At 75.1% G+C, this 15,654-nt stretch carries 15 protein-coding genes; 12 read left to right on the top strand and 3 right to left on the bottom strand.

What is annotated here, in order from left to right:
* Window positions 1-121: 121 nt before the first annotated feature.
* Window positions 122-2,836, bottom strand: coding sequence for an AAA family ATPase (locus ACI8AG_RS06810; RefSeq protein WP_456596414.1), 2,715 nt, complete (start codon window positions 2,834-2,836; stop codon window positions 122-124).
* A 128-nt stretch (window positions 2,837-2,964) separates the two neighbouring features.
* Here ACI8AG_RS06810 and ACI8AG_RS06805 point away from each other — a divergent pair, with 128 nt between their 5' ends.
* The 9 genes from ACI8AG_RS06805 (at window position 2,965) to ACI8AG_RS06765 (ending at window position 11,781) form a co-directional block, all read left to right on the top strand.
* Window positions 2,965-4,458: an MFS transporter gene (locus ACI8AG_RS06805; RefSeq protein ID WP_456596413.1), complete on the top strand. Its 1,494-nt coding sequence runs from the start codon at window positions 2,965-2,967 to the stop codon at window positions 4,456-4,458.
* Window positions 4,459-4,566: 108 nt separating this feature from the next.
* Window positions 4,567-4,800: a heavy-metal-associated domain-containing protein gene (locus tag ACI8AG_RS06800; RefSeq protein ID WP_456587741.1), complete on the top strand. Its 234-nt coding sequence runs from the start codon at window positions 4,567-4,569 to the stop codon at window positions 4,798-4,800.
* A gap of 291 nt (window positions 4,801-5,091) precedes the next feature.
* The gene (locus ACI8AG_RS06795) at window positions 5,092-5,877 is read left to right on the top strand and encodes an ABC transporter ATP-binding protein (RefSeq protein ID WP_456596412.1); all 786 of its coding nucleotides are present in this window, start codon (window positions 5,092-5,094) and stop codon (window positions 5,875-5,877) included.
* A 6-nt stretch (window positions 5,878-5,883) separates the two neighbouring features.
* Window positions 5,884-8,412: an FtsX-like permease family protein gene (locus ACI8AG_RS06790; RefSeq protein ID WP_456596411.1), complete on the top strand. Its 2,529-nt coding sequence runs from the start codon at window positions 5,884-5,886 to the stop codon at window positions 8,410-8,412.
* Window positions 8,413-8,522: 110 nt separating this feature from the next.
* Window positions 8,523-9,059 (top strand): N-acetyltransferase family protein, encoded by a 537-nt coding sequence (locus ACI8AG_RS06785; RefSeq protein WP_456596410.1) that lies wholly within the window; start codon window positions 8,523-8,525, stop codon window positions 9,057-9,059.
* Entirely contained in the window at window positions 9,056-9,709 is a 654-nt protein-coding gene (locus ACI8AG_RS06780; RefSeq protein ID WP_456596409.1) for a GNAT family N-acetyltransferase, read from the top strand. The genes ACI8AG_RS06785 and ACI8AG_RS06780 overlap by 4 nt, the downstream gene beginning before the upstream one ends.
* Complete coding sequence (locus ACI8AG_RS06775) at window positions 9,706-10,341, top strand: hypothetical protein (protein WP_456596408.1); 636 nt, start codon at window positions 9,706-9,708, stop codon at window positions 10,339-10,341. The genes ACI8AG_RS06780 and ACI8AG_RS06775 overlap by 4 nt, the downstream gene beginning before the upstream one ends.
* Before the next feature lie 41 nt (window positions 10,342-10,382).
* Window positions 10,383-10,574, top strand: coding sequence for a hypothetical protein (locus ACI8AG_RS06770; RefSeq protein WP_456596407.1), 192 nt, complete (start codon window positions 10,383-10,385; stop codon window positions 10,572-10,574).
* A gap of 109 nt (window positions 10,575-10,683) precedes the next feature.
* Complete coding sequence (locus ACI8AG_RS06765) at window positions 10,684-11,781, top strand: hypothetical protein (RefSeq protein ID WP_456596406.1); 1,098 nt, start codon at window positions 10,684-10,686, stop codon at window positions 11,779-11,781.
* A gap of 4 nt (window positions 11,782-11,785) precedes the next feature.
* Here the strand turns inward: ACI8AG_RS06765 and ACI8AG_RS06760 are convergent, their stop codons facing one another.
* Complete coding sequence (locus tag ACI8AG_RS06760) at window positions 11,786-11,962, bottom strand: hypothetical protein (protein ID WP_456596405.1); 177 nt, start codon at window positions 11,960-11,962, stop codon at window positions 11,786-11,788.
* Window positions 11,963-12,019: 57 nt separating this feature from the next.
* A complete protein-coding gene (locus ACI8AG_RS06755) occupies window positions 12,020-12,886 on the bottom strand; it encodes a DUF368 domain-containing protein (protein WP_456596503.1) in 867 nt (288 codons plus the stop codon).
* Between the two features lie 273 nt (window positions 12,887-13,159).
* On the opposite strand from ACI8AG_RS06755, the gene ACI8AG_RS06750 reads away from it, so the two are divergent.
* The 3 genes from ACI8AG_RS06750 (at window position 13,160) to sigB (ending at window position 15,589) form a co-directional block, all read left to right on the top strand.
* Window positions 13,160-13,690, top strand: a complete 531-nt coding sequence (locus ACI8AG_RS06750; protein WP_456596404.1) for a DUF421 domain-containing protein — start codon at window positions 13,160-13,162, stop codon at window positions 13,688-13,690.
* A 199-nt stretch (window positions 13,691-13,889) separates the two neighbouring features.
* A complete protein-coding gene (gene dtd / locus ACI8AG_RS06745) occupies window positions 13,890-14,321 on the top strand; it encodes a D-aminoacyl-tRNA deacylase (protein WP_456596403.1) in 432 nt (143 codons plus the stop codon).
* Between the two features lie 281 nt (window positions 14,322-14,602).
* Window positions 14,603-15,589, top strand: a complete 987-nt coding sequence (gene sigB, locus ACI8AG_RS06740; RefSeq protein WP_456596402.1) for an RNA polymerase sigma factor SigB — start codon at window positions 14,603-14,605, stop codon at window positions 15,587-15,589.
* Window positions 15,590-15,654 lie beyond the last annotated feature (65 nt).

Raw genomic sequence — 15,654 nt, 5'->3', positions numbered from 1 at the left:
CAGGGCAGGCCGGGAACGTGCCGGCCGGGCACGTCGCGCCGGCCGGTCCGGGCACCCGGGGAGAACCGCCAGGTCGGTTCCGGGCGCCCGCACGGCGCCGGAGCAGCCCCGAGCCCTGCGGCTAGTCGACCGGAAGAGCGGTGAGCTCCGCCCGGGAGGCCACGCCGAGCTTGCTGAACACGTTGCGCAGGTGGAAGTCGACGGTGCGGGGGGACACGAACAGCCGCGCCGCGACGTCCCGATTCGACAGGCCCTGCCGGACGAGTGCGGCGACCTGGCGCTCCTGCGGGGTCAGTTCGGTGGTGGTGGTGACGTCGCGGCGGCGGGCGGTCTCCCCGGAGGCGCGCAGCTCCTGGGCGGCCCGTTCGGCGTAGGGCGCGGCGCCGAGCTCCTCGAAGACGGTGAGCGCGGCCCGCAGGTGCTCGCGGGCGTCGACCCGCCGCCGGGTGCGCCGCAGGTGCTCACCGAAGGCAAGCTGGGTGCGGGCCCGGTCGGGCAGCCGCGGTGAGGCGGCGTGCGCACCGAGGCCGGCCAGGAAGTGCTTCTCGGCGTCCGGGCCGTCGGCGAGCAGCGCGCGGCCGTGCTCGGTGACGGCGACCGCCGAGGCGATGCCGGTGGCCGCGGCGAACTGCTCGACCTCGGCCAGCCACGTGCGCACGACGTCGGTCCGGCCGGAGCGGACGGCGATGTCGAAGACGTCCAGGGCGGCCATGCGGCGCAGCATCGGGTTCTGCAGCTGCTCCAGGTGGTGCAGCGCGGGCGCGGGCCGGTCGGCGCCGCGCAGCGCCTGCGCCCAGTGCGCCAGGTCGGTGACGAGGCTGTCGGTGATGCCGACCGGGTGCGCCGCGCGGACCGCGGCGACGTCGGCGAGGTGGCGGTCGGCGGCATCGTCCCCGCGCAGGGCCGCGATCACCGCCAGCTGCGCGGTGGGCAGGGCGGTCAGCCCCGTGGAGCCGGTGCTCGCGGTCAGCGGCAGCGCCTCGGCGGCGGCTGCGGCGGCTCTCGTCCACGCCCCGGTCGCCAGCTGCGCGGGGAGCCCGCGGGTGAGGGCGTGCTCGACCATGTTGAGCGCGCCGGCGCGGCGGGCGGCGGTCAGCTGCTCGGCGTGCAGCCGCAGGCTGCGCTCGTCGTCGTCGATGAGCCAGGCGGCGATGCCGAGGTTGGGCTGCAGCACGTGGTCGCCGTCGAGCGGCTCGGCGTCGGTCAGGTCGAACGCGCGCCGGAACGAGGCCGCGGCGTGCGCCCAGTCCCGCCGGCCGACGGCGGCGAACCCCTGCAGCAGCTCCCAGGCCGCCCGGCCGGTGGCCGGTGCGTCGGCGGGAGGTCGGCCGACCAGCGTGGCGGGGTCGACCGGGCGCGGGGAGCGCGCCCCGAACGCCGACAGCGCCGCGGCGAGCATCGCCAGCGGCCGCGCGGTCGCCTCGTCGGCTGTGGCGGCGAGGGTGGCGGCCTCCAGGACGAGGTCGTAGCCGTCGTCAAGGGAGTGGATGTTCCACTCGATCTGGCCGTGCAGCAGCAGCAGCCGTGCGCGCTGCACCGGGTCGGTGACATCGGCCGCGGCGGCGGCCGCCAGCCCGGCGGCGTGCGACGGATGGGCGCCGAGCCAGGCCGAGGAGGCAGCGGAGAACAGCCGCCGGCCGCGGGCGGCGCTGTCGACGGTCAGTTCGGCGGCGCGGGCCCAGGCGGCGGAGGCGGCCTCGTGTCCTCCGCGGGCGGCGGCGCGCTCGGCGACGCCGTCGAGCGCGCCGACCACCGTCTCGTCGGGCCGATCGGCCGCCGCCGCCAGGTGCCAGGCGCGCCTGTCGGGGTCGGCGCCGAGGACGTCGGCCAGGGCTCGGTGGGCAGCGCGGCGCTGCGCGCTGGTGGCCGCCCGGTACACCGCCGAGCGGACCAGCGGGTGGTACAGCGCCAGGGTGTCGCCGTCGACGCGGAGCAGCCCGATCCCCTCCGCCTCGTCCACGGCGTCGTCGGCGATGTCGAGCCGCGAGGCGGCGTCGCGGACCACGGTCAGCCGGCCCGTGTCGTCGGCTGCGACCAGGAGCAGCAGCCGCTGGGCCGGGGCGCTCAGGCGACGGACCCGGTCGAGGAACCCGCGCTCGACCCCGCCGGTCAACGGAAGCGGGGTCGGCAGCGGCGCCCGCCCGGCCAGCTGGTCACCGGTCAGCGCGGCGGCGAGCTCACCGAGCGCGAGCGGGTTGCCACCGGTCGCGGCCACCAGCCGGTCGCGCACCGCCGGGTCGACCTCACCGTTGCCCTGGGCGGTCAGCAGCTCCTCGGCGTCGGCACCGCTCACGCCACCGAGCACGGCGGTGGGCAGGTCGGGCGCCTCGAAGCCGTAGGCCTCGCCCTCGCGGGCGGCGAACAGCAGCGCGACGCGCTCGGCCTGCAGCCGGCGAGCGACGAACAGCAGCGCCGCGGCCGAGGCGTCATCGAGCCAGTGCGCATCGTCGACCACGACCAGCACCGGGGCCTCCTCGGCGGCGTCGGCGAGCAGGCTCAGCGTCCCCAGGAACGCCAGGAACCGATCGCCCTCGCCGTCGGCCTCGCCCAGTGCCGCGCCCAGCGCGGCGGCCTGCCGCGCCGGTAGCGCGTCCAGGCGGGCGCGCAGCGGCCACAGCAGCCGCTGCAACGCGGCGAACGCCAGCGGCGACTCCGACTCCACCCCCGACGTGCGCAGCACCCGCATGCCGGCCACGGCGCTGACCGCGTCGGCCAGCAGCGTCGACTTGCCCGACCCGGCCACGCCGCGGATCACCAGGGATCCGCCGGCCCCGGCGCGGGCGGCGCCGAGCAGCGCAGCGATCGCCGCGCGTTCGGCATCCCGTCCGGCCAGCACGAACGGGACCGTACCGAGCGCAGCGGACAGGTCCCGTGATCGCGATCCCGGTGGTTTTCCCGGCGTGAGGGCCCGCGACGGCGGCGAGCGTGGCAGCCAGACCCGCAGACCCACCCTGAGGAGGAGCCATGTCGGCCCACCCCGCCATCGAACCGGCGGCGCCCGCTCACCAGCACCCGCACGCCTGCGGCCACGGCCACGCGGCACCTGCCGCGGACGAGCCGCGCCGGCCGTGGACGGTCTTCGCGCTGATGATCGCCGCGCAGTTCATGGTCATCCTGGACGTGTCGGTGGTGAACGTCGCCCTGCCGTCCATCAGCGAGTCCCTGCGCCTGTCGGCCGCGGACTACCAGTGGACGATCAGCGCCTACGTGCTGCTGTCGGGCGGGCTGCTGCTGCTCGGCGGCCGGATCGCCGACCTGCTCGACCGGCGCCGCGCGGCCCTCGCCGGTATCGCCCTGTTCACCGCCGCGTCGCTGGTCAGCGGTCTGGCGCAGACCCCGCTCACGCTCATCGGAGCCCGGGCGGCGCAGGGTGCCGGTGCGGCGCTGCTCACCCCGGCCGCCTTGTCGATCATCATGACCGCCTACGCCGGAAAGCAGCGGCAGACCGCGCTCGCGGTGTGGGGCACCGTCGGCAGCCTCGGCATCGCCGCCGGCGTGCTCTTCGGCGGGGCGCTGACCAGCGCGCTGGGCTGGCGGGCGGTCTTCTTCATCAACGTGCCGATCGGCATCGCCGTCGTGCTCGGCACCCTGCGCACCGTGACCTGCGGCAACTCGAGGACCGGTGCGCTGCGCCGCCTCGACGTGCCCGGTGCGCTCACCCTGGTCGGCGGGCTGCTGGCCCTGGTGTTCGGCATCGAGGCCACCCGCTCGGCCGGCTGGGCCGCGCCGCGCACCTGGCTCGCGCTGGCCGCCGCCGCCGCCCTGCTCACGACGTTCGCCCGGCTCGAGCGGCGCGCCGCCGATCCGCTCATCCCGCCGACCACCTGGCGGATGCGGTCGCTGGTCTCGGCCTCGGCGGTGATGGCCGGTGTCACCGGTGTGGTGGTCGGCGCGATCTTCCTGACCTCGCTGTACCTGCAGGCCATCGTGGGCTCGACGCCGGTCGTGGCCGGCTTGCAGTTCCTGCCGCTGGCCGCCGCGATCACCCTCGCCGCCGCCGCCGCGTCGAAGGTCATCGGCCACCTCGGCGCCCGCACCCTCATCCTCGGCGGGTTGGTCGTGCTGGCCGCCGGCGTGCTGCTGCTGGCCACGAGCGCCGGCGGCACCTCCTACGCCGCCCACGTGCTGCCCGGCTTCCTGCTCGTCGGTGCCGGCGTCGGCCCGATGTTCGTGGCCATCGCCGTCGCCGCGATGAGCGACGTGCCCGCCGAGCGCTCCGGGCTGGCCTCGGGCCTGATGATGACCGGCCACGAGATCGGCGCCGCCCTCGGCGTCGCCGCGCTCACCGCCGTCGCCGGCGACCTCGCCACCTCCGCCGGGCTCATCGACGGCTACGGCCGGGCGTTCGCCGTCACCGCCGCCGTCCTCGCCGCGCTGTTCGTGCTCACCGCACTCGCCGTTCCCGGCGGCAAGCCCCCGGCCGGCACCGCCGGCCACGGGCACGGGCACGGGCACTGACCCGGCCGATCCCAGCACAGATACCGGCGATTCCCCCGGTGAGAGGCACCCACCCCGGCGCCGAGGCTCCTCCCGACCGACGCCGCACCCATGCACCAGGAGCTCCCCATGCTGTCCGGCACCCCGCGCACCTTCATCGGCGCCACCACCTTCCGCGTCACCGGGATGACCTGCGCGCACTGCCGCCAGGCGGTCACCGAGCAGATCGCCGCCGTCGACGGCGTCGAGACCGTCACCGTCGACCTGGCCAGCGGCATGGCCACCGTCACCGCTACCCGGCCGGTGGACCGCGCCGACATCGCCGCCGCGATCGAGGCGGCCGGCTACCGCGTCCTGCCCTGACCGCCCGGCGGCGGAAGCCCGCGATGCTCCCGCCGCCGGCGCTCCCCCACTCCCTGCACCGCCCGCACGAAGGGACCCCCGCCGTGAACCTGCTCCACGAGGAGCTCTTCCACGCCCGCCAGGCCGAACTGCTCCTCGACGCCCGCACCCACCGGCTCGCGCGGGCGGCCGGGGCCCGCTCCCTGCGCCGCCGCACCCGCTGACCACCCGCCCCACACGCCCCCAGGAGACGCCATGCCCGCCCGCCCTCTTCTCCCACCGCACCCTCGGCCCCCCTCTGCAGGAGAGACCATGACCCGTTCCTCCGCCGTCCCGGCCGCCGCGACGACGGAAGCCGAGCCGCCGATCGCCGCCCGCGCCATCGACCTGGTCAAGACCTACGGCCGCGGCGAGGCCACAGTCCGAGCCCTCGACGGCGCCTCGGTCGCGATCCCCGCCGGTGAGTTCACCGCCGTCATGGGTCCCTCCGGGTCGGGCAAGTCGACCCTCGTGCACGCCCTCGCCGGCCTCGACGCCGTCTACTCCGGCCGGGTCCTCCTCGGCGACACCGACCTGACCACGCTGTCCGAGCGCGACCGCACCCTGCTGCGTCGCGAGCGGATCGGCTTCGTCTTCCAGGCGTTCAACCTCATCCCGTCGCTGACCGCCGCCGAGAACATCAGCTTGCCGCTCACGCTCGCCGGCAAGCGCCCCGACCCGGCGTGGCAGGAGAAGCTGGTGGCGATGCTGGGCTTGGGTGACCGGCTCGACCACAGCCCGGCGCAGCTGTCCGGGGGGCAGCAGCAGCGCGTCGCCGTCGGCCGGGCGCTGATCGCCCGCCCAGAGCTGGTCTTCGCCGACGAGCCGACCGGCAACCTCGACTCCCGCGCCGGCGCCGCGCTGCTGTCCTTCCTGCGCAACGCCACCCGCACGCTGGGCCAGACGATCGTCATGGTCACCCACGATCCGGTCGCGGCCGCCTCCGCCGACCGCGTCGTCTTCCTCGCCGACGGCCGCATCGTCGACGAGCTGCCCGACCCCACCGCCGAGACGGTGCTCGCCCGCATGGCCGGTCTCGACACGCGAGCGGGGGTGTGAGCCGAGATGTTCCGACTGGCTCTCGCCAACGCGCTCGCGCACCGGTCCCGGCTTGCGCTGACCTGGCTGGCCGTCGCGCTCGGTGTCGCGTTCGCCGCCGGCAGCCTCGTGCTCACCGACACCAGCAGTCGGCTGCTCGACGAGCAGTTCCGCGCCACCGCCGCCGGCGTCGACCTCACCGTCCGGGGTGCGGCCGCCTTCGACGCCGCGATGGGGGTCGAGGTGCAGCGCGACCCGCTACCGGTCGGGCTCGCCGACCGCACCGCTGCCACCCCCGGTGTCGACCGGGTCCGGGCGGTGGCCTCGGGTCCAGGGCAGCTGCAGGTCGACGGGCAGTCCGTGGGACTGGCGGGGCCGACCATCCTCGCCTCCTGGGCCGAGGCCCCGTTCACTGCCTACAGCCTGCGGGCCGGCCGCGCCCCGGCCGGTGACGGGGAGGTGGTGCTCGACTCGGCGACCGCCGCCGAGCACGGCATCGCTCTCGGCGACACCGTCACCGTGTCGGCGACCGCCAGCCGGCAGCTGCGCGTCGTCGGCCTGACCGGCGTCGGAGACGGCGACGGCCTGGCCAACAGCACCGTGGCGCTGGTCGACCTGCCCACCGCGCAGGCGCTGCTCGACCTCGGCGCCGGCGTCACCTCGCTCGACGTGCTCGCTGCCGACGACGTCGCCGTGACCGATCTGCGCGGCGATCTGGCCGCCGCCCTCGGCGAGGACTACGCCGTGGCCAACGCCCAGGACGCCGCCGCCGCCAGCGCCGACGCCGCCAAGGAGAGCATCGACTACCTGCGCATCGTGCTGCTGGCGCTGGCCGCCGCCGGTCTCGTCGTCGGCGGGTTCCTGATCGCCAACACCTTCGGCATCGTGCTCACCCAGCGCGCCGGGGAGCTGGCGCTGCTGCGTGCCGCCGGAGCCACCGGCCGGCAGGTGTTCGTCTCCGTGCTCGGTGAGGCGCTGCTGGTCGGCGTCACCGGCGCCGCGGGCGGCACCGCCGCCGGAGTCGGCGCCGCCTACGCCCTGCGGGGGCTGGCCTCCGGCGTCGGGTTGGCGCTGCCCGACGGCCCGCTGACCGTCACCGCCCGCACGATCGTCGTCGCGCTGGCCTCCGGCACGGTGATCACGCTGCTGGCCGTGCTGGGTCCGGCCCGACGGGCTGCCCGCACCGCGCCGGTGGAGGCCATGCGTAGCTCCGACCCGGTGCCGACGGCCCCCCGACGCGGCCGGCTGATCGCCGGCTGGGCGGCCTCCGCGCTCGGCCTGGCGGGCCTGCTTGCCGCCGCGCTGCTGCGCGACATCGCCGGCGTCGCGCTGGGCGCGGTGCTGCTGCTGTTCGGCCTGATCGTGCTGGGCCCCGTGCTGACGCCGCGGCTCGCGCGCGCGGTCGGCCGGCCGCTCACCGGCCTCGGCGTGCCCGGCCAGCTGGCCCGGGAGTCCGTGGTGCGCAACCCGCGGCGTACCGCAGCCACCGCGATGGCCCTGGCGCTGAGCCTGGCGCTGATCGGCTTCGTCACGGTGCTCGGCAGCTCGGTGAAGGCCATCGGCGCGACCACCGGTGAGGCGATCACCGCCGACCTGCTGGTGCAGAGCAGCCGCGACGAGATGCTCGGCGGACTGTCCCCGCAGATCGCCGCCCGCGTCGCCGCCCTGCCCGAGGTCGCCACCGTCTCCGCGGTCCGCTACGGCCACTGGCTCGACGCCGGCACGACCAGCGCGCTCACCGCGGTCGACCCGGCCACCCTGCCCCGTGTCGCCGACATCGACATGACCGCCGGCGACCTGGCCGCCCTCATCGACGGGGGCATAGTGCTCGCCGACGGCGTTGCTGCCGAGCGCGGCCTGTCCGTCGGCGACAGTCTCGCGCTGACCCTCCCGCGCGACGGTGACCAGCGGCTGCGGGTGGTCGGGCTGATGGCCGACGACTCCGCCCGCGCGCTGTCCACCAGCTACGTCATCTCCCTGGACACCTACGCCGCCCACTTCAGCGAGAACGTCGACGCCACCGTCTACGTCGCCCTCGCCGACGGCACCGACCCGGCCCACGCGCGGACGGCGCTGCGCACAGCGGTCGCCGACTTCCCCAACGCCGAGGTGCTCGACCAGGCCGAGGCCGCGGCCGGTCGCGCCGCCGCCGTCGACCAGGTGCTCGGCCTGATCACCGTGCTGCTCGGTTTCGCCGTCTGCATCGCGCTGCTGGGCATCACCAACACCCTGGCGCTGTCCATAGTCGAGCGGACCCGCGAGATCGGGCTGCTGCGGGCGGTCGGCATGACCCGCGCGCAGCTGTCGTCGATGGTCCGAGCCGAGGCGGCGCTGATCGCCGCCGTCGCCGCGGTCGTGGGGATCGGTCTCGGTCTCGGTCTGGCCGCGGCCACCCTGGCCGGGTTGTCCGGGGACAACTCGTTCGTCATGGAGGTCCCCGTGGTCCGGCTGCTCGCCGTCGCCGCCGTGACGGTGCTCGCCGGCCTGGCCGCCGGTCTGCTGCCCGCCCGCCGGGCCGCCCGGCTCGACGTGCTCACCGCCATCGCCGCCCGGTGATCGCCCGGTACCGGGCCCGGCCGCACCCGGGTCGGGCACCGGCACCTCCCCGCTGCGACCGTCCGACCTCCACCCCGCCCCGAGTCCACGCCACACTGCAGGAGCCGACCATGACCCATCTGCCCGCGGCCGACAGCAGCTCCCTCGCCAAGTCGACCCCGCCCGTCGCGATCCGGCGGGCCGCACCCACCGACGCCGCCGTCGTCGCCGCGATGGTCGGCGAGCTCGCCGCCCACGAGAACCAGAGCGCACACGTGCACGTCGATGTGGAGCAGTGGCGTCGGCTGCTCGACCGCCCCGATGTCATCGTGCTGCTCGCCGAGCGGGCCGGACAGGCGGTCGGCTACGTCTCCGCCCTTCGCCGGCTGCACCTGTGGACCGGCGGCGACGTGCTCGACCTCGACGACCTCTTCGTCCGCCCCGGCCACCGCGACGGCGGCGTCGGCCGCCGGCTCATGGCCGCCCTCGCCGCACTCGCCGCACCCGACCAGCTGCTCATCCGCTGGGGCATGGAGGTCGACAACATCGACGCCCAGCGCTTCTACCGCCGCCTCGGCGCCACCCTGCGGCCCAAGGTGCTCGCCGCCTGGACTCCCGCCGCCTACCGCCACCTCACGTCAGCCCGCCCCCGGCCGGAGGACCGATGACGCTGCACCTGCGCCCCGCCACGGCCGGCGACCTCCCGGCCGCGGCCGCGCTCCTCGCCGACGCCTTCACCGACTACCCCTGGACCCGCTGGACCGTCGCCGCCGACGACCACGACCGGCGGCTGACGGCACTGCAGGAGCTGTACCTCACCGCCGTCGCCCTGCCCTACGGACACATCGACCTGGGCTGCACCGACGACGTCCCAGCGGCGGTCGCGGTCTGGCTGCCCGGCACCGCCGTCCCCGACCAGGTGTGGCGCGAGATCGGACCGGCGGTCGCCGACCTCGCCGGTGACCGCGCGGCCACGGCCGCCGCCGCCGACGCCGTGTTCGCCCCGTACCGGCCCGACGGCGAACACCTGCTGCTGGCCAGCGTCGGCGTGGGAAGGAGCTACCAGGGGCGGGGCCTGGGGGCGGCCGCCCTCGGACCGGGGCTCACCCGCGCCGATCGATCCGGGCTGCCGGTGCACCTGGAGACCAGCGCGCCGCGCAACGTGCGCTTCTACCAGCGCCTCGGCTTCACGGTGACCGACGTCGTCGACCTGCCCGACGGTGGTCCACGCACCTGGCTGATGCACCGTGCGCCACGCTCCGCCGACGTGGGCTCCGCCGACACCGGGACGGCGGTCGGAGCGGAGTCCATCCGGTGAACGGGTTCCTGATCGCACTCGTCGTGGCCTGCGAGGTCGGCTTCTGGTGCCTGCTCGGGGCCGGCCTGATCGCCCGCTACCTCCTGCGCCTGCGCCGCACCAGCGCTGTCCTGCTGGCCGGCGCCCCGATGCTCGACCTGGCCCTGCTCATCGCCTCCGTCCTCGACCTCCGCTCGGGCAGCACAGCCGGCGCCGCGCACGGGCTCGCCGCCGTCTACATCGGCTTCTCCGTGGCCTTCGGATCGGTCACCCTGCGCTGGGCCGATCAGCGCTTCGCCCACCGGTTCGCCGGTGGCCCGCCACCCGTCCGCCCGCCGAAGGACGGGCAGGCACGGGCCCGCTACGAGTGGCAGCTGTGGGCCCGGGCACTCGCCGGGTGGACGGTGGCCTGCGGCCTGCTCGGCCTGGCCATCCTCGCCGTCGACGACCCGGCCCGCACCACGCACCTGACCGGCTGGATCGACGGCCTGACCGCCGGGGTGATCATCTGGGCGCTGGCCTGGCCCCTGCCCTACGCCCTCTGGCCGAAGATCCACCGGTCACGATGCCGCACCCAGTCGTGGCCGGTGCACGATCAGGCTGGTTACCGGCAGCGCTCACCGCTCGGGAGCTGGCGCCGGACCGGGTGCTGACCTCGTGACGGCGTGGTGCCGCGACTTCTAGCCTGGAGCGGGTGAACTGGCCACGGTGGGACAGCGGGGCGCGCTGGTGGCTGATGGCTGCGGCCGTCGTCATGGGCGCAGCCGCGGCTGTCGCGGAGCTCTGGTGGACGACCGCCGGCATGGCCGTCCTCGTCGTCGGTCACCTGGCCGCCCTCGTCCGCCGGCGTCGGCGAGAAGACAGCGGGGATCGCCCGGGCCAGTGAGCCCAGCCGGACGCACCCGCTCTGCGAGCGTTGACCCGCAACCGCGGCGCACGTGCCCGGCTCCGCCGGTGGCCTCCGCAAGGAGTGCGGACCGCGGGAGGATCGGGAGATGCCGCGCCGTCCAGCTCTCCGGGCCACCCTGGCGTTGGTGCTGGTCACGACCGCGCTCGCCGTCGCGGGACTGGTGTGCCACCCGGCCGTGCGCGCGACCGCGAAGGCCGTGTTCGTGCTCGACAGCGCGCTCGACGGGCCGCTCCCCCGGCCGTGGGCGCCACCGGTCGAGCGCAGCGAGCAGCAGTTGGGGGACGTGGTCGTCGACCGCTACTCGCCCGCTGCTGACGCGCCGCCGGTCCTCGTGGTGCCCGGTGCGGCCCCCGCCGGGCGGGACGACGAGCGTGTCGTGTCCCTGGCCTCGTCGCTCGCCGCCGCGGGGCGGGAGGTGGTGGTCCCCGAGCTGAACCTCTACGGGCAGGTGCTGGACGTCGACGACCTCGCCCGGGTGGTGGAGGTGGCCGCGGAGCTCTGCCGCGGTGGCGATGAGCTGGTGCTCCTCGGGTTCTCCTACGGCGGGTCCCTCGCCCTGGTCGCGGCCGCCGACGAGCGCGTGGCCGGCTGCATCGACCTGGTCGCGACCTTCGGCGCCTACGCCGACCTGGTCGGGGTCCTCCAGGCGGCGGTGACCGGGGTCTCTGTCGTGGACGGTGAGGTGCACCCGTGGCAGGGCTCCGACGAGTCCGTCGTCCGCACGGTGCTCCGGGACGCGGCGACGCAGCTGGTGCCCGAGGATCAACGGGAGCCGCTGCGCCGCGCGCTCGAGCAGCGCGACCCGAGCGGTCTGCCCGCCGCCGCGCGCCACGTCTACCGCATGGCGACCACCGACGACCCGATGCTGGTGGCCGACCTCGCCCGGAGCCTCCCGCCGCCCGGGGACGCCCTCGTGGAGACGTTCTCCCCCGTCGACGTCGCCGACGACGTCGAGGCCGACGTGCTGGCCGCACACGCCCTCGACGACCCGGCCGTACCGGTCGCGGAACTCGTGCGCCTCCAGCGGGCCTTCCCCGAGGCGGAGGTGGCGGCTGTTCGTTCCTTCGAGCACGTCGACCTGGCCACGGACGCCGACCTGGGCGCCCTGCTCAGCGATCTGGTGACCGCATGGGGATTCATGCAGGGCGTGCTGCGGGCGCAGGAGGACTGGCCCTGGGACTAGGGGCTCAGCGCGCGACCTCGTCGACCAGGTCCTCCGCGGCCCTGCGCGTGCGCCGCAGCAGCACCTCGCCGCCGGCCCAGAGCGCCACGAAACCCGCGACGATCAGGACCCACGCGGGATCGGGCCACTCGATGATCGACTGCACGTGGCGGTGCAGGAGGCCGATGAGAAGCGCACCCACCAGGCGATCTTGGACACCAGCAACGAGAACGACGCAGGCCCTGTCGAGCGGCCTCGATCAGCGGGGGTGGCTGTGCGGCCGCGCGCCCTCGGGCGCGGCCCGCCGTTCGACGTAGGCCTGGATGGCCACGAAGGCGGTGACCACGAGACCGGCGCCGATCGCGAGGGCGAACATCGGCAGCCCGCCGTCGTCCGGTGCCAGCAGGGTCCGCTCCTCGTCCTGCCACGGCCACAGCGCGCGCAGGCACCCCACCATGAGGCCGCTCATGATCGCCAGGGTCAGGGCGCGGTGCCGGTGGAGGGCTGCCTGCAGGGCCTTCACGAACATCCCCAGCCCGAGCGCCGCGCCCAGGGCGAAGGCGCCCACGTAGGCGAGATCGCGGTCGTTCACCGCGGCCAGGGTGGGCTGGTAGAGGCCCAGTGTCAGCAGGAGGAAGGAACCTGACAGCCCGGGCAGCACCAGCGCGCAGATCGCCACCGCCGCGGCGACGACGACCACCGCCAGGGGTGGGTCCACGTCACCTGCGGGCGGCAGGCCGGTGAGCACGAACGCCGCGACGGCGGCCAGCACCGCTGCGGCGACGTCGCGCGAGGACCAGCGCCCCACCATCCGGGCCGGCACGATGATCGAGAACAGCACCATCCCGAAGAAGACCGCGCGGGCGCCCACGGGGTGGTCGGTGATCACCGGCTCCAGGAGGCGGGCGGCGGCGAGGACGGCGAAGAGCATGCCGACGAGCACCGGGACGATGGTCGACCACTCCGCTCGGCCCACCTGCTCCCGGGCTCGCGCCCACTGGCCCGTCACGGCCAGCCGCAACGCGGTCACGACGTGCCCGGCACCGTCGATGAGCCGCTCGTAGACCCCCACGACGAGGGCGACCGTTCCCCCGCTGACCCCCGGCACGACCTCCGCGGCGCCCATGGCCACGCCGCGGAGGACGTGACCGGGGGCGGGAGGCAGGCGCGACGGCCGCTCGGGTGGGGCAGAACTCGCGTTCACTGGTGGGCGCACCAGGACGAAGTTACCGCCGACACCCTGGCGCGATGTGGTCGTCGACCGGTGCGCCGCGAAGGCGTCGTCCGACGGAGCTGCCCGCCCGGTCCCAGCGTTCCCGGCTGGCGCGATCGAGGCCCCCCCGTTGAGGTGGTCATCGGCGTCGACAGTGGCGCCCTGACACCTCCGGAGGGCACCCGCGTGAACCAGACCCAGTTCCTCTGGGACGGCTGGGACCCGATCCTGCGCATCCTCCTGGTCGGCACCCTCGGCTACATCTGGCTGGTGCTGCTGCTGCGCGGCACCGGCCCCCGCAACATGGCCAAGATGACGCCGTTCGACTTCGTCATCACCGTGACGCTCGGCTCGGCGTTCGGCCGGGTGCTCACCGCCTCGGAGGTGCCGTTGTCGGAGGCGTTCGTGACGTTCGCGCTCCTCGTCGCGCTGCAGTGGCTGTTCGCCGCGGGGCGGGCGCGGTGGTCTGCCCTCAGGCGGCTGGTGGACCCCGGCCCGACGCTGCTGTTCCACGACGGGCAGCCGGTGGACCGCGCGCTGCGCCGGCACCGCATGATCGAGGCGGACCTGCACTCGGCGGCGCGGGAGAAGGGGTTCGGTTCACTGGACGACGTCGCGGCGGTGATCCTGCAGGCCGATGGCACGCTCGCCGTGGTCGGCGCGAGCAAGATGGGCGACGGCGCCTCGGTGCTCCCCTTCACCTCGACCGGGAGGTGACGACGACGGCGGCGCGCCGCCCAGGGTCGGCACCGGCCGTCGTCGTGGCCATGATCAGCTTCTCCCGGTCGGTGTGCCGCGACCGATCCGGCAGCACCATCGGCGCCGCGGCTGTGGCGGGGCTGTGCGCCGGCCCCGCCCTCCATGCGGGTCCGCAGGCCCCCGCCCGTCGCCGGCCGGGGCGCGGGAGGATGCCGAGGTGCGAGCGGTGGTGAGCCGGGTGAGTACAGCGGCTGTAACTGTGGACAGCGGAGTCGTGGGCGAGATCGGCCCCGGCTTGCTGTCACTGGTCGGAGTGGGCCGGGACGACGACGCGGACCGGGCACGGGCGATGGCGCGCAAGATCCACGAGCTGCGCATCTTCCCGGGGCCTGACGGCGCGGTGTCCGCGTCCGACCTCGGGCTGCCGCTCCTCGTCGTCAGCCAGTTCACGCTCTACGCCGACACGCGCAAGGGCCGCCGCCCGTCCTGGCAGGACGCCGCCCCGGGCGAGCTCGCCGAACCCCTCGTCGACGAGGTCGTGGCCGAACTGCGCCGCCGCGGCGCGACCGTGGCCACCGGGGTCTTCGGTGCCAGCATGCGGGTCTCGTCGGTCAACGAGGGGCCGATGACCCTCCTCCTGGAGGTCTGACCTGCGGAACCGCCCGGGGTCAAATGACATGACTGGGACCCCGCGGCCCCGGGTACCGAGGGGTGACCGAAGACACTCCCTGTCGGTTTGCTGTGAACGGCGGGTTAGCGGAACACGAACCCCCGTGGCGGCCGTTGTGCAGGGCGTACCACACCGGACAGAGAAGAGCGGGACCGGCCGGTGACCCCGTAGCCGTGGACCCGCTCCACGCCTGGACCGCACCGCCGCCCGACGACGCCCGGCAGGTGCATCCGAACCCAAGGCAAGGACGAAGACCCATCGTGACGCTGCTGCAGTCCTCCCCCACCGACACCCTGGACGTGCGCGCCCCCCGGCGGGAGCCCGACACCAGCGGCCTGGTCTCCACCGACCTCGTGCGCGTCTACCTCAACACGATCGGCAAGACCGCTCTGCTCACCGCGGAGCAGGAGGTGGAGCTGGCCAAGCGGATCGAGGCCGGGCTTTACGCCGAGCGCCTGCTCGCCGAGCAGGAGGGCCTCACCCCGGCCCGCAAGCGCGACTACAAGATCCTGGCGACCGACGGCAAGGCGGCCAAGGCGCACCTGCTGGAGGCCAACCTCCGGCTCGTCGTCTCGGTGGCCAAGCGCTACACCGGCCACGGCATGACGTTCCTGGACCTCATCCAGGAGGGCAACGTCGGCCTGATCCGTGCCGTCGAGAAGTTCGACTACACCAAGGGCTTCAAGTTCTCCACCTACGCCACCTGGTGGATCCGGCAGGCGATCACCCGCGCCATGGCCGACTCCGGGCGCACGATCCGGCTGCCCGTCCACCTGGCCGAGCAGGTCAACAAGGTGGTCCGGACCCGCCGGCGCATGCACCAGGAGCTGGAGCGCGAGCCCACCGCCGAGGAGCTGGGGCTGGAGCTCGACCTGCCCGAGGAGCGGATCACCGAGCTGCTCGAGTACAGCCGCGACCTGGTCAGCCTCGACCAGACCGTCGGCGCCGACGAGGAGTCCCGCCTGGGTGACTTCATCGAGGACGCCGACGCCGCCGTCGCGGAGGATGCCGTGGCCTTCCAGATGATGAAGGGCGATGTGCGCACCGTGCTCTCCACGCTGGAGGACCGCGAGCGGGACGTCGTCGTGCTGCGCTTCGGCCTCGACGGCGGCCAGCCCCGGACGCTGGAGCAGATCGGCAAGCAGTTCGGTCTCTCCCGCGAGCGGGTGCGCCAGATCGAGCGCGAGACGATGGCCAAGCTGCGCGACCCGCAGCGCGCCGACGCCCTGCGCGACTATCTCGCCTGAGCGATGACACTGTCGTCCTCCGGACGACACCACGGCCACGAGCCGTCCCCCGGCTGCGCTGAGCG

The organism is Blastococcus sp. SYSU DS0552, assembly GCF_054050815.1.
The sequence above is the reverse complement of the archived record's forward strand: the minus strand, read 5'-3'. Positions and strand labels throughout refer to the sequence as shown.

Coding starts and splice junctions, on each gene's coding strand:
- ACI8AG_RS06805 (WP_456596413.1), top strand. CDS start 2,965: ATGTCGGCCCACCCCGCCATCGAACCGGCGGCGCCCGCTCACCAGCAC.
- ACI8AG_RS06800 (WP_456587741.1), top strand. CDS start 4,567: ATGCTGTCCGGCACCCCGCGCACCTTCATCGGCGCCACCACCTTCCGC.
- ACI8AG_RS06765 (WP_456596406.1), top strand. CDS start 10,684: ATGCCGCGCCGTCCAGCTCTCCGGGCCACCCTGGCGTTGGTGCTGGTC.
- ACI8AG_RS06755 (WP_456596503.1), bottom strand. CDS start 12,886: ATGGGCGCCGCGGAGGTCGTGCCGGGGGTCAGCGGGGGAACGGTCGCC.
- ACI8AG_RS06780 (WP_456596409.1), top strand. CDS start 9,056: ATGACGCTGCACCTGCGCCCCGCCACGGCCGGCGACCTCCCGGCCGCG.
- ACI8AG_RS06785 (WP_456596410.1), top strand. CDS start 8,523: ATGACCCATCTGCCCGCGGCCGACAGCAGCTCCCTCGCCAAGTCGACC.
- ACI8AG_RS06790 (WP_456596411.1), top strand. CDS start 5,884: ATGTTCCGACTGGCTCTCGCCAACGCGCTCGCGCACCGGTCCCGGCTT.
- ACI8AG_RS06795 (WP_456596412.1), top strand. CDS start 5,092: ATGACCCGTTCCTCCGCCGTCCCGGCCGCCGCGACGACGGAAGCCGAG.